This is a genomic window from Acidovorax sp. GW821-FHT09B03 (assembly GCF_059418305.1).
Genome location: NZ_JBWKPP010000033.1, coordinates 13864 through 25917, shown reverse-complemented (window position 1 = coordinate 25917; position 12054 = coordinate 13864). Strand labels below are relative to the sequence as shown.

The 12054-nt window shown below is 69.9% G+C and carries 14 protein-coding genes; 9 read left to right on the top strand and 5 right to left on the bottom strand.

Annotation, left to right across the window (positions count from 1 at the left end; translation table 11 throughout):
• Positions 1-218: 218 nt before the first annotated feature.
• From AC07PA_RS31720 to AC07PA_RS31705, 4 genes are read left to right on the top strand one after another with little or no spacing between them, the layout of a single operon-like run.
• Positions 219-2060, top strand: a complete 1842-nt coding sequence (locus AC07PA_RS31720; RefSeq protein WP_494609556.1) for a S9 family peptidase — start codon at positions 219-221, stop codon at positions 2058-2060.
• Positions 2057-2482, top strand: a complete 426-nt coding sequence (locus tag AC07PA_RS31715) for a hypothetical protein (RefSeq protein WP_494609555.1) — start codon at positions 2057-2059, stop codon at positions 2480-2482. Before AC07PA_RS31720 ends, AC07PA_RS31715 begins: the two co-directional genes overlap by 4 nt.
• Before the next feature lie 26 nt (positions 2483-2508).
• Positions 2509-3765, top strand: a complete 1257-nt coding sequence (locus AC07PA_RS31710) for a lanthionine synthetase C family protein (protein ID WP_494609554.1) — start codon at positions 2509-2511, stop codon at positions 3763-3765.
• Between the two features lie 32 nt (positions 3766-3797).
• Positions 3798-4334 carry a MarR family winged helix-turn-helix transcriptional regulator gene (locus AC07PA_RS31705; RefSeq protein WP_494609553.1) on the top strand — a complete coding sequence of 179 codons (537 nt, stop codon included), beginning with the start codon at positions 3798-3800 and terminating at the stop codon, positions 4332-4334.
• Positions 4335-4353: 19 nt separating this feature from the next.
• Here the strand turns inward: AC07PA_RS31705 and AC07PA_RS31700 are convergent, their stop codons facing one another.
• Both AC07PA_RS31700 and AC07PA_RS31695 read right to left on the bottom strand, forming a co-directional pair.
• Positions 4354-4806 (bottom strand): hotdog domain-containing protein, encoded by a 453-nt coding sequence (locus tag AC07PA_RS31700; RefSeq protein ID WP_007851074.1) that lies wholly within the window; start codon positions 4804-4806, stop codon positions 4354-4356.
• A gap of 66 nt (positions 4807-4872) precedes the next feature.
• Positions 4873-5337, bottom strand: a complete 465-nt coding sequence (locus AC07PA_RS31695; protein WP_494609552.1) for a PaaI family thioesterase — start codon at positions 5335-5337, stop codon at positions 4873-4875.
• Between the two features lie 172 nt (positions 5338-5509).
• Here AC07PA_RS31695 and AC07PA_RS31690 point away from each other — a divergent pair, with 172 nt between their 5' ends.
• The 4 genes from AC07PA_RS31690 to AC07PA_RS31675 all read left to right on the top strand — a co-directional run bounded on the left by AC07PA_RS31690 (position 5510) and on the right by AC07PA_RS31675 (position 9196).
• Positions 5510-7333 carry a S8 family serine peptidase gene (locus AC07PA_RS31690; RefSeq protein WP_494609551.1) on the top strand — a complete coding sequence of 608 codons (1824 nt, stop codon included), beginning with the start codon at positions 5510-5512 and terminating at the stop codon, positions 7331-7333.
• 67 nt (positions 7334-7400) lie between these two features.
• Entirely contained in the window at positions 7401-7958 is a 558-nt protein-coding gene (locus AC07PA_RS31685; protein WP_494609550.1) for a hypothetical protein, read from the top strand.
• Positions 7959-8064: 106 nt separating this feature from the next.
• A complete protein-coding gene (locus tag AC07PA_RS31680) occupies positions 8065-8652 on the top strand; it encodes a hypothetical protein (protein WP_494609549.1) in 588 nt (195 codons plus the stop codon).
• 19 nt (positions 8653-8671) lie between these two features.
• The gene (locus tag AC07PA_RS31675; RefSeq protein WP_494609548.1) at positions 8672-9196 is read left to right on the top strand and encodes a hypothetical protein; all 525 of its coding nucleotides are present in this window, start codon (positions 8672-8674) and stop codon (positions 9194-9196) included.
• Positions 9197-9374: 178 nt separating this feature from the next.
• Here AC07PA_RS31675 and AC07PA_RS31670 read toward each other — a convergent pair whose 3' ends face one another.
• Both AC07PA_RS31670 and AC07PA_RS31665 read right to left on the bottom strand, forming a co-directional pair.
• A complete protein-coding gene (locus AC07PA_RS31670; RefSeq protein WP_494609547.1) occupies positions 9375-9875 on the bottom strand; it encodes an EF-hand domain-containing protein in 501 nt (166 codons plus the stop codon).
• Positions 9876-10031: 156 nt separating this feature from the next.
• Positions 10032-10844, bottom strand: a complete 813-nt coding sequence (locus tag AC07PA_RS31665) for a lectin (RefSeq protein WP_494609546.1) — start codon at positions 10842-10844, stop codon at positions 10032-10034.
• A gap of 190 nt (positions 10845-11034) precedes the next feature.
• On the opposite strand from AC07PA_RS31665, the gene AC07PA_RS31660 reads away from it, so the two are divergent.
• Positions 11035-11409: a hypothetical protein gene (locus AC07PA_RS31660; protein ID WP_494609545.1), complete on the top strand. Its 375-nt coding sequence runs from the start codon at positions 11035-11037 to the stop codon at positions 11407-11409.
• 63 nt (positions 11410-11472) lie between these two features.
• On the opposite strand, the gene AC07PA_RS31655 is transcribed toward AC07PA_RS31660, so the two are convergent.
• Complete coding sequence (locus AC07PA_RS31655) at positions 11473-12033, bottom strand: phosphonate degradation HD-domain oxygenase (protein WP_007858503.1); 561 nt, start codon at positions 12031-12033, stop codon at positions 11473-11475.
• Positions 12034-12054: the final 21 nt, after the last annotated feature.

Genomic DNA, 12054 nt, shown 5'->3' with positions numbered 1-12054 from the left:
CAGTGGCTGAGAGCGGGCTCATGCGGTGGTATTTGCTTGCGGGGACAACACGGCAGGCTCTGAAATTCTAGGCCCCCGGGCCGGTGCCCGATGGCGTTGCATTCGGTTACCAAGGGCTTGCGTAGACTCCCCCTCCCGCACCGCAGCCAGCGCCCTGGCGCACGCCCCCGCGCGTGCACTGTGCCCAGCCAACTTCCTTCGTTTGCCACAGGATGCTGATGAGCGCCCCCCTGCCAAGCCACCACCCCGACCCCCGCCCCCTGTCCATTGCCGATGTGCTCCAGCTGCACACCTTCCATGAAACCCATGGAAGCTGCTTTGCCTTTTCGCCCGATGGGGCCAGGCTGGCGTTTTGCGTGCAGCGCCCGCTGGCGCAGGCCACGCGGCATGCCGACGTCTTCTTCTCCGGCATTGCCCGGGGCGAGCTGTTCACAGCGGACCTGGCCACGCTGCAGGTCCGGCGTCTGGCGCTGCCGTTCGACTGCTTCGCACCCACCTGGTCGCCCTGCGGCAACTACCTGGCCTTGGGCCTGGCAGGTGAAGACGGTGCGTCCGTTCGCGTGGGCTGGCTGCATGCCGATGCAGCGGTGGCCGGTGGCGCGCAGCAGCCCGCCATGCCCGACCTGGGCCCGCTGCAACTGCTGGGCGTGCGCCCGTTCGAGTGGATCGGCGATGACCTCCTGGCCTGTGCCTGCGTGCCCGATGGCAGCACGCCCTGGCTGGCGGGGCTCGACGCGCGCGGTGCGCGCAAGGCCGCCGCCTTCTGGCAGGCGCTCGACGTGCCGGGCCAGCCCACGGTCAGCGTGCTGTCCTCTGCTGCAGTGGGGGCGCCGAAACATCTGGATGCACAGGCCACCATCGGGCTGGCGCATCTCCCCCGCGAACTGGTGGTTTGCGACGTGCGCCAGGGGCGGCGCCTGCCCCTGGCCGGGCACGCGGACAACCCGGCGCTCATCGCCTTCGGCGAGCGCCTGGCATCCGGCCACCAGGCCGCGCTGGAACGCAGGCAACTGGCCTGGAGCGGTGAGGCGCCGGCTGCCGATGCCAGCGAACTGGTGGCCGTGCACGGCGCATCGGGCCAGGCCCTGTTCCTGGTGCAGGACGGCCTGGGCAGCCGCCTGGTGCTGGCCGGGCAAGGCGGTGCAGCAGCCGTGCGCGGGCTTTTTCACACCAACACCCACCTGGCCGGGGTGCAGGAGGGCGAGGTGCGCGATGTCGATTTCACCGGCAGCGATGACGGCCAGCCGCGCAAGGCCCGTGTGCTGCTGCCGCCGGCCTGTGCAGGCGGCAGCGCGCCCTGGCCTGCCGTGGCCTGGGTGTACCCGGGCGCGGTGGCGCACCCGCGGCCGCGCCCGTGCTTCGGCCTGCACGAGGCCGGCCAGTTCAACGTGCAGCTGCTCGCGGCCCAGGGCTATGCCGTGATCGACGTGCCCTTGCCCCTGCCCGCAACGCCCGGCCCGCTGGACCTGGCCGCCGTGGTGGCCCAGGCCACGCAAGAGGCCATGGACGCCTGCGTGGCCACCGGCCTGGTCGACCCGGCCCGGCTGCATGTCTATGGCCACAGCCTGGGCGGCTGGGCCGCCATGAGCCTGCTGGCCACCACAGCGCTCTTTCGCTCGGGCATCGCGGCGGCGGGCATCTCCAACCTGGTCAGTTTTCATGGCGCGGCCGATCCGCGCATGCGCTACGACGACGGTACCGGGCATGGCATGCTCGCGCTGGCCGAGATGTGCGAGCGCCAGTTCCACCTGGGCGGCCCGCCCTGGAAGGACCCGGACCGCTACGTGCGCAACAGCCCCGTGTTCATGGCCGAGCGCATCACCGCGCCCCTCCTGATCGCGCAGGGCGACCAGGACTACGTGCCTATGGCCCAGGGCGAGGAGATGTACGCCGCCCTGGTGCAACTGGGCAAGGAAGTGCAGTTCGCGCGCTACTGGGGCGAGGGGCATGTGCTGGCCAAGGCCGCCCACCTCGAAGACCTGTGGACGCGGATCTTCGCCTGGCTGGGTGCGCATGGCGCAGGGGCTATATTGCCCCCCAACCACTCCGCCATGGAATGAAACGCCTGCTCCAACAACTTGCCATCGCTGCCCTGGCCTTGCTCCTGCTCGCCGCGGCAGGCCTCTTTGCGCTGTCGCTTCTGTTCCCGGATCTGTGCGGCAATACCGTGGTTGCCGAGGCCTTCTCGCCCGACCAGCGCCTCAAGGCCGTGGTGTTCCAGCGCGACTGCGGCGCGGCTACGGGATTCTTGACGCAGGTGTCGGTCATCGGTGCCACGGATGCCTTACCCAGTGCATCCGGCAACGTCTTCACGGCCGACGACAACCGGGGCGCCGTGCCCGTCAGCGCTGCAGGTGGCCCTGTGGTGCAGGTACGGTGGGCGTCGGGCCGCGCGCTGGTCATCACGCACCACGCGGGCGTCCGGGTCTTCACGCAGAAGGATTCGGTGTCCGGTGTCGCGGTGGCGTACGAGCGCCAGTGAGGCGGTGCCCCCAGTAGACTGCGCACATGGCCGCCACGCTGCTCTACCAACCCGACCGCCACGAACCGCTCTCCCTGCAGCCCTGGGACGAAGCCGCCGCCCGCGAGGCCATCGCGTGCACCGTGCAGGACACCGAGGCCCGCTTCACCCCCCAGGGGCTGTGGCCCACCCACCCCAACGACAGCCGCCACGCCGCGCCCTCGTACATGCTGTACTGGGGCGCCTGCGGCGTGATCTGGGCGCTGCACTGCCTGCAGGCCCGGGGTGCCTGCCGGCTGCAGCGCGACTACGGCCCGCATGTGCGCGCACTGCTGGCGCCCAACCGAGTGGCCATGGGGCAGGGTGAGGGTGAGGGTGAGGGCGGTGCGCCGTTTGGCAGCTACCTCATGGGCGATACCGGCATCGAGTTGCTGGCGCAGTGGCTGGCGCCCTCGGCCGACACCCTGGGCCGGCTGGGCGTGCTGGTGGATGCCACGCGCCAGCACCCGGCGCGCGAGCTGATGTGGGGATCGCCCGGCACCTTGCTGGCCTCGCTGTGGCTGCACCAGCAGACGGGCGATGCCGCCTGGGTGCAGCGCTACCGCGACACCGCGCAGCAGCTGTGGTCCGAGCTGCACTGGTCCGACGAGCACCGCTGCCACTACTGGACGCAGGACATGTACGGCCAGACCTCCAGTTACCTCGACGCGGTGCACGGCTTCGTGGCCACGGCATCGGTGCTGGTCCAGGGGCGGCACCTGCTGGCGCCCGCCGACTGGGCAGCGTGGCAGCAGCGCATCGCCACCACCATCCGCCAGACGGCCGAGTGGGACGGCGCCTGCGCCAGTTGGCGCGCGCGGCTCAGTTCCAAACCCCTGCGCGAGGCCCCGGGGCTCATGCAGTTCTGCCATGGCGCGCCGGGTTTCGTGATCTGCCTGGGGGATTTCCCCGGCACGGAGCTGGACGACCTGCTGCAGGCCGGCGCCGAGGCCACCTGGGCCGCAGGGCCGCTGCGCAAGGGCTCCAACCTGTGCCATGGCACGGGCGGCAATGGCTATGCCTTTCTCAAGCTGTACCGGCGCACGGGCGATGCGCTCTGGCTGCAGCGTGCCCGCGCCTTCGCCATGCACGGCATAGGCCAGACCGAGCGCGACCGCGCGCAGTTCGGCCAGATGCGCTATTCGCTGTGGACGGGCGATCCGGGCTTTGCGCTGTACCTGCTCGATTGCATCGAGGGCACGGACCGCTTTCCCACGCTGGACACCTTCTTTGTCCCCAGGGGCCACGCCAACGCAGCCGCCTGACCGATCGATCGAATCCCACGCGCTCGCCCACCATGCCCCGCAAGCCCGCACCGACCCCAGCCTCAACGGCGCCGAACCAGGTGGCCCAGCCGCAGCCCGCCGACCACCCGGCCTTCGACCTGCCGCGCGCCGCCAGAGCCGGCATGCGCCCGCTGCAGCCCTTCGACGGCGCGCTGCTGCTCATGCACTTCGCCTTCCGCGGGCTGGTGGTCAAGGCCGATGCATTCTTGGCAAGCCAAGGCCTGTCGCGCGTGCACCACCGGCTGCTCTACGCAGTGGCGCGGGCCGAGGGCATCTCGGTCGGGCAGCTCATCGAGCTGTTGGGCGTGAGCAAGCAGGCGCTGCACCGGCCGCTCCGGTTTTTGCAGGACGAGGGCTACCTGCTCGCGCAGCGCGACCCCGTGCAGCACCGCACCAAGCGCCTGTCGCTCACCGAGCGCGGCCGCGAGGTGGAGGCGACCGCGTCGCGCCACGAGCGCGAGGCGATGGAAGAGGCCATGCGCAGTGTCTCCCCCGAAGGGCAGGATGCCTGGCGCGAAGTGATGACGGCGCTGGCGCGCAAGGCCTGACGGCCAGGCCGGGTGCGGCTCAGCGCCCCGGGGCCACCATGGCCGTTGCCATCGCCATGGGCGGGCCTTCAGCCGCCGCTGCCGGGGCGAGAAAGCCCTCGGCGAACGAGAAGTTCCGGGCCGAGCGGACCACGTGCGCGTGGAACGCCAGCGGCTCCGTGGCCAGTGCCAGCGACAGGAACTTGACGGACAGCTCCAGCGTGACGACGACTGGCGTGTCGTACTGCCCCAGCCCCGCCAGCACGAAGGCGGCATCGAAACCCGCCGCGATGACGCCGCCATTGATGGCCGCCGTGCCGCCTCCACCCTGCAGGCCGGCACCTGCCCCGGTGAAGGTGATGAGCGCCGACCCTGGGGCCCGCAAGGCGCCCGCGAACCCGAACCACTGCACCTCCGCCCGTGCGTTGAACTGCGCCAGTTGTTCCGCCAGGCGATCGGCGGGCAGGCGAAACGGAACCGTGGGGCTTTGCATGGGCGGCGGATGGGCAAGGGCGTGTCTGCTGCCATGCTAGCAGCGGGGGCGGCTCCAGGCGCCTTTTTATGCCTTGACCATCAGCGTCGCCGACGCCATCGCATGCAGCTTGCCATCCGCCCCGCGGATCTCGGCGCTGCAGATGCCCAGGCTGCGCGTCTGCTCCACCAGCCGGCCGGTGGCGGTGTAGGCCACGCCTTCGGTCAGCGGCCGCACGTACTTCACATTCAGGTCCACGGTCGAATACTGCGCGCCCGGCCCCAGGGCCGAGAGCAGGGCCAACGCGGCCGCGCCGTCCAGGCAGGTGGCGGCAAAGCCGCCATGCACGGCGCCCGCGGGATTCAGGTGCCGGGCATCGGGGCTCACCTCCATGACCACCAGGCCGCGCTCCACGGTGACGAGCCGCATGGGCATGGTGGTGGCAATGCCCGAGGGCGGGATGCGCCCGGCCTGCATGGCCTGCAGGATCTGCAGGCCGGTGGGGCCCGAGGAGGTGTTGCCTGGGGGAAGGCTGTCTTCAGGATTTTTCATGTCAACATTATTGACTTGAAGGCGCGCGCAGGCAAGCCGTGCCGCGGGGTGGACGACCGACCGTCCAGCCATATTTCTCTGGCGCAAAGCCAAAGCGGTTTTGATAATCGCCGGGCGGCACCTGAAACAAGGATCCTGCCGCCGTCAAATCAAACCAACAGGGGTGTCTTCCATGCGTCGTCCACGATCTACCTCCCTCCGCAGGCCTGCGCGCCTGGCGCTCGCCACTGCCTTGCTGGCTGCCTGCGGGCTGGCCGGTGCCGCCACCACCTGGTCCCCCGACCGCCCCACCGAGGTGCGCATCGGCAGCCTGGTGGTGGGGGACAACAAGTACGACAACGTCGTCGTCACCCTGGGCGGCGTGCTGGGCTTCAGTGCCACGGGGCCCAACCGCAGTTATGACAGCTTCAATCCGTCCAACGGGCAGCTCACCATTGCCACCCTCACGGTGGGCAGCCAGTCGTTCTACGACGTGGTGATCACGTTGGGTGGGCTGGTCAGCGTGGGCGGCGGTGCGCCGCTGGCGGCGCTGGTGCCCAACGACCCGCTGTTCAGCCGCCAGTGGCACCTCAAGAACACCGGCCAGAGCGGCGCGGGCGGCCCGGCCGCGCTGGCGGGTGAGGACCTGAACATCGGCAAGGCCTGGCAGCTGGCCACGGGCACGGGCATCCAGATCGCGGTGATCGACGACGGCCTGGACATCTTCCACGAAGACCTGCGCGTGGTGGCCGGCAAAAGCTGGGACTACCGCACCAACGCCTATGGCGACCCCTCGTCCTCCACCAGCTCGCACGGCACCAGCTGCGGTGGCCTGGCGGCGGCCATCGGCAACAACAACCTGGGCGTGACGGGCGTGGCCTTCAACGCCCGCCTGGTGGGCTACAACCTGCTGGCCGCCACCACGGGCGCCTTTGGCGCCGACGCGGTGACCAAGGACCTGGCCAGCAACCACATCTACACCAACAGCTACGGCGCCGCCGACAGCAATGGCCTGCTGGCCCCGGCCGACGAGCTGTGGCGCGACGCCATCCGCACCGGCATCACCAGTGGGCGCGGCGGCAAGGGCGCCATCTACACCTGGGCGGCCGGCAACGGCGCGCCCGAGGACCGCTCGGACTACGATGGCCAGGCCAACTTCCAGGGCGTGCTGGCCATCGGCGCTCTCAACGACCAGGGCAAGCGCTCCTCCTACTCCGAGCCGGGCTCCAACGTGCTGGTCACGGCCTACGGCGGCGAGTTCTGCAGCACCCAGACGACCACCACCACCGACGTGTCGGGCGCGACCGGCTACAACGACGGCAACAAGCCCGAGGACATCACCGGCAGCCCCAACTACACGCGCTGCATGAACGGCACCTCGGCCGCCACGCCGCAGGCGGCCGGTGTGGCCGCGCTGCTGCTGGAGATCAACCCCGCGCTCACCTGGCGCGATGTGCGCGCCATCCTGGCCCGCACCGCGCGCAAGACCGATCCCGCCAACACCGGCTGGGCCACCAACGGCGGCGGGCTGCCAGTGAACCACGAGTACGGCTACGGCGCCATCGACGCGCTGGCCGCCGTGCGCGCGGCCGCGGGCTGGGCGCTGCTGCCCGCGCAGAAGACCGCCACCCAGGCCGCCCCCCTGGGCAGCCCCCTGGCCCTGGCGGACGACGGCCCGGCCGCCACCAGCAGCCTCACGCTGCAGGGCAGTGGCATCGGCAAGCTCGAGTTCGTGGACCTGTCCATCACCTCCAACCACACCAACGTGGGCAACCTGGAGATCACGCTCACCAGCCCTGCCGGCACGCGCAGCACGGTATCGGTGGTGCGCGACTGCAAGGACACCGGTGGCAATGCCGTGACCTGCGGCGCCGCGCTGGAAGGGGGCTTCACCTTCGGCATCGTGCGCCTGATGGGCGAGGCCGCCGACGGCAACTGGACCCTGTCCGTGCGCGACGGCAAGACGGGCGAGACCGGCAGCGTCTCTGCCTGGAGCATCAAGGCCTATGGCTACTGATGGGTTGCACCGCATGCCCTGCAGCACCCCATTCCATTCCCCCGAACACTTGCCGAGGTCCCGCACCATGAAGAAGCTCTCCCCACTCACTACCCTGCGCCGTGCCGCGGTGGTCCTGGCCGCCTGTGCCGCCGCCACCGGCGCGCTGGCCGCCACCACCGCCCACTACTTCGATGGCGACACCCAGCGCACCATCACGCTCGACACCAGCCAGGTCGCCATCATCACCCCCACGCCCGAAGCGGGCAGCACCCAGGCGCGCAGCGTGGGCGAGGGCAGTGCACCTCTGGTGCAACTGCAGCCCGCCAACCAGCCCGTGGCCAAGGGCGCCGGCACGCACATCTCGCCCGTGTACCGCGAGGGCAACTCCCCCGCGGGCCGGCTGATGGCGCTGCCCGGTGGCGTGATCGTGAAGTTCAACGCCGACTGGAGCGACGCCCAGGTGCGCGCCTGGGCCCAGGCCAAGGGCCTCACGGTGACCCAGCGCCTGGGCACCCTGGGCAATTGGTACATCATTGCCACGGCCCCTGGCAGCGCCGCGCTGGAGCTGGCCAACAGCCTCAAGGCCGGCGGCGAGGTGCTGGCCGCCATGCCCAACTGGTGGAAGCAGACCGCGGCCCGGTAACGGAGTGCTGAAAGGTCTGGCCAGCGCCGCAGCCCGCCCCCTGCGTGGGGCGCGGCTGTGCCATGATGCGCGCGCGGTGCACCCGCCGCGCAGGCCCTCGACGACCATGTCCCCCGTTCTCGCACGCCCGTTCTTCAACCTGTCAGTGGTCCGCACGCCCTTGTCCGGGCTGGTCGACCAGTTCGCCGGGCTGCCCCCGCTGGTGGCGCGGCGGGCGGAGCACACCGCGCTGGCCTTCCCAGTGCAAGGCTACCAGCGGGGCACTTTGCCGCTGCTGCTGTGGTCCCCTGCCTGCGATCCAGGGCTCACGGCGGTCATGCCGGGCGTCGCTTCGGGCGACTATTTCGTGGTGGCGTATGCGTGCGAGCGCTTTGGCCACGACGGTGTGGCCGTGCGCAGCAGCGGCACTGCGTCGGATGCAGAACCCATCAACGAATTCATCACCTACGCCGGCAAGCGCATGCAGCGCGCCGTGCGTGCGATGAAGGACTCGCCGCGCTGGGACTTCTACCAGCAGGGCGAGCCACTGCCGTTCGAGGCCGTGCAGGCCTACACCGCCCGCCGCGTGCGCGATCGCCTGCAGCGCGAGGCCGTGCTCGACTACCTGCACGCCTGGGGCGCGCCCGTGCGCGATGCCGCGTTCTGGCAAAGTGCGCAGCAGGCCGTCACCCTGGCGCCTGCCAACCCCCGGTGAAGCAAGGACCGATCGAACCATGGACGCAACACCGGCCGGATTCGCCGCCACCCTTGTAGACCGGTGCTATGGGCGCCTGGTGCTGCCCCTGCTGCTTGGCCTGGTGGCTGCCGTGGCGCTCACGCAGTGGGTCGCATGGTTCACGGGCGGCATGGGCATCTGGCTGGTGCTGGGGGCCGCCGGCATCGGCATCCTGTGGCACGCCGATGCCATGGCTGCCGCCGCGGGAAAGCCCGCGACCGTGCGCACCCCCGTCGGAACGCCAGCGGATTTTGCCTGGCAGGGCGAGCCCTGGAACATCTCCCGCCCCGTCGCCGCGCTCGGCCTGTGCCTGCTCGGCCTGGTCTGGGGCGGGTTGATCGGCTGGTGGACCGGCGCACTCTGGGTCGGCGCCGCCGCGGTCGCCGTGGCGCCGGTTCCCATCGCCTTTCTCTGGGCGCTGGGCAACGGCCGGCCCATGCCCTGGGGCTACACGGCGTTTGCGGCCTGCGCGCTGCTGTCGGGTGTCGGGGTGCTGTGGGGGCTGGTGCACGCGATGGGGTGAGCCATGGGGCGTTGCCGAATGGAGTCGCTCGGCCGAACTGCACTGGACAAATGCCCTGCGGGCCCAAGCAACTCAAGCGCCACTTGACCTGGCATGCTTGCCGGGTAGGTCGCGGCCACGCGGTGCAACAAAAAACGGGGCTGCGAAGCCCCGTTGTGCGTCCTGAAGGGTGCCTGGCTCAGGGCCGGGCGGCCCGGCGCTTCTTCTCGAAGGCCACGCACTCCTGCACCGACAGCAGGTCGTTGTTGTCCGCGTCGGCCGCCTCGAAGTAGGCCATGCGCGTTTCCACGACCTCCTTGAAGGAGAGCTTGCCGTCACCGTCCTTGTCGGCGGCGGCCAGGCGCTTGATGCGGCCCTTGCCCATGCGCGGCACCTGGGCCAGTTCGAGCAGCACGACGTGGCCGCTGGCGTCCGGCCCCAGGCTGTGCCAGCTCTGCACGATGTCCTGGTGGAACTCGTCGAGCGAGACATTGCCGTCGTGGTCCAGGTCGGCCGCCGTGCAGATGGCCTGCAGGCGGTCACCGGCAGCGCGGCCGGGGCCCTTCTTGTGGGCATGGGGGGCGGAGGCCGGCTTGGCTGCGGCGGGGGTGTCGGCGGTCTGTGCGATGGCCGCCGTGGTGAGTGACAGGGTGCACGCGGCAACGCAGAGCAGGGCGATAGATCGGTTCATCATTTTCATGAGGTAGTCCTCTTGGCTGTTTCTGCTGGGAATGAAAGCCGTTCAGAGCGGCTGAAAAAACTCAGCGAAGCGGTTCTGGCCAGGCGCTGTGTCGCAGGCAGTACGGTAGTACGACAAGACATAGCAACAACGCCAGAAGAGTTTTTTAAGACGCTCCTACCACCACCAGCGCTGGCTGGGGCTGCGATTGCACTGCCACACCATGGCGGGTTGCCCCTGGCGGATCTGGCCGTCCACCACGTCCAGGCACTTGCCGGACAGCTGGCTCACGATCTGCCCGCCGCGCGTCGTCCAGCTCTGGCTGGGGGCGCCCGAGCACGACCACAGCACCACCCGGGCGCCGTCGCGCGGGTCGCCGCGCTCCACGTCCAGGCAGAAGTCGCGCACGCGGATCTCGCCGCCGCGGCCTACGCGAAAGCGCTGCGAGTCGGTGCCGTTGCAGGCAAACACCTGCAGCGGGTTGCCAGGGCGGAAGTTGCCCTTGCTCACGTCCAGGCACAGGTTGCCGTTGACGCGGATCTCGCCGCCCCGGCCGCCGCCACCACCGTTGCCATAGTCGGGGTAGTCGGGCCGGCGGTCGTTGTCGTGCTTGTTGTGGTTGGCCAGCAGCGCAATGCCCGCAATGGCGGCCACGGCCGCGACGGCTGCGCCTGCGTTGTTGGAGCTGTTGTTGCCATTGCCCTGGGCATAGGTGCGCGTGATCTTGAAGCGCCCGCCGCAGCCGCCATTGGTCCACAGCTCGCGGTTGGTGAGGTCGTAGCCCCAGGTGCGGTTGAAGCGGCAGGCGCCCTGGGTTTGCTCGGCCAGGTCCACCTGGGTCACGTCGTCCGCCAGGCGGGCCGAGGTGTAGCCGCCGTTGGAGCGCAGGTCCACGAACTGGTCCTGTGCCTGCGCGGCATGGGTCTGGATGAGCATCAGCGGAACGCACAGCAGCCAGGCGTGCCGTGGTCGGGTCGGGTGTGTTTTCATGGCTTCTTTCCTCCTTGTCGCAATGGGCTACTTGCTGCAGCCGTACCGGTGCGCCCCGGGGCGGCTCGGCAGCTATCTCTTGTTGCGCATTATGTGGGTTCCGTGTGCTGCCATGGTGACTGCAAGGCATCCACTTGTTAACAGGCAGCCACTATCATCGATGTCCAACATCCCTGAGGCATTGCCACCCATGCTCGCCACCGCTGCTGTCCTGATCTGGCTGACCGGGCTGGCCCACTCCATCCTGGGCGAGCGCTACATCCTCGTGCGACTTTTCCGGCGCGAGAACAGCCTGCCCAGGGTACTGGGCAGCACGGCCTTCACCGCCGGCACGCTGCGCTTCGTGTGGCACCTCATCACCGTGGTGTGGTGGGCCCTGGCCTGCCTGGTGTTCGCGCTCGGCCGCGGCCCGGTATCCCGGGACGATGTGCTCCTGGTCGTCGGCGTGACCGCTCTGGTGTCTGCCGCCTTTCCGCTGTATTTCACCCGCGGCAGGCACCTGTCGTGGGTCGTGTTCCTGGCCGTGGGGGTGCTGCTGCTGGCCAGCCGAAGCGCAATGGCCTGACGCCCAACGCAGCCGCGGTGAAGCACCCCAGTCAGCAGGCCAGCACGACTGGTGCAGCCAGCGTCACGCGGGGGCGTCCTCCAGCAGGCAGCGACGTGCGCAAGCCAGGTAGTGGGCCAGCGGCGGCGTGGTGAAGTCGCTCTGCTTGGCCAGGTCGTCCCACAGCCGCACGCGCACCGCGTCGTGGGCGTGCGGGCGTGCGAGAAACTCCTGTGCCTCTTCGGGTTTGAACACGCCGCCCTGCAGCTGCAGGCTGCGCCGCGAATCCTCGGACAGGGCCGCCAGGTACTGCGGCTGTACCGCGCACAGGTAGCGCTTGGCATCCACATGCCAGCGGATCGCGTCGAGCACGCGCTCGGAAAACAGCCCGCGCAGAAAGGGCAGGGCGTAGAACTGGTGCAGGTCGTCGACGCCGCGCAGCGTGGGCGATTCGCCCAGGTCGTTGAGCAGATGGCCCAGGTCGTGCAGCAGCGCGGCGGTGATCAGCTCGTCGTCGGCGCCCGACTGCTCGGCCAGGTGGGCGCACTGCAGCGCATGTTCGAGCTGCGTGACCGGCTCGCCGCTGTACTGCGCCGCACCCTTGCGCGTGAACAGGGTGCGGATGTCATCCAGTGTCAGTGCCATGGCGTGCGCCCCTTTTTTGCG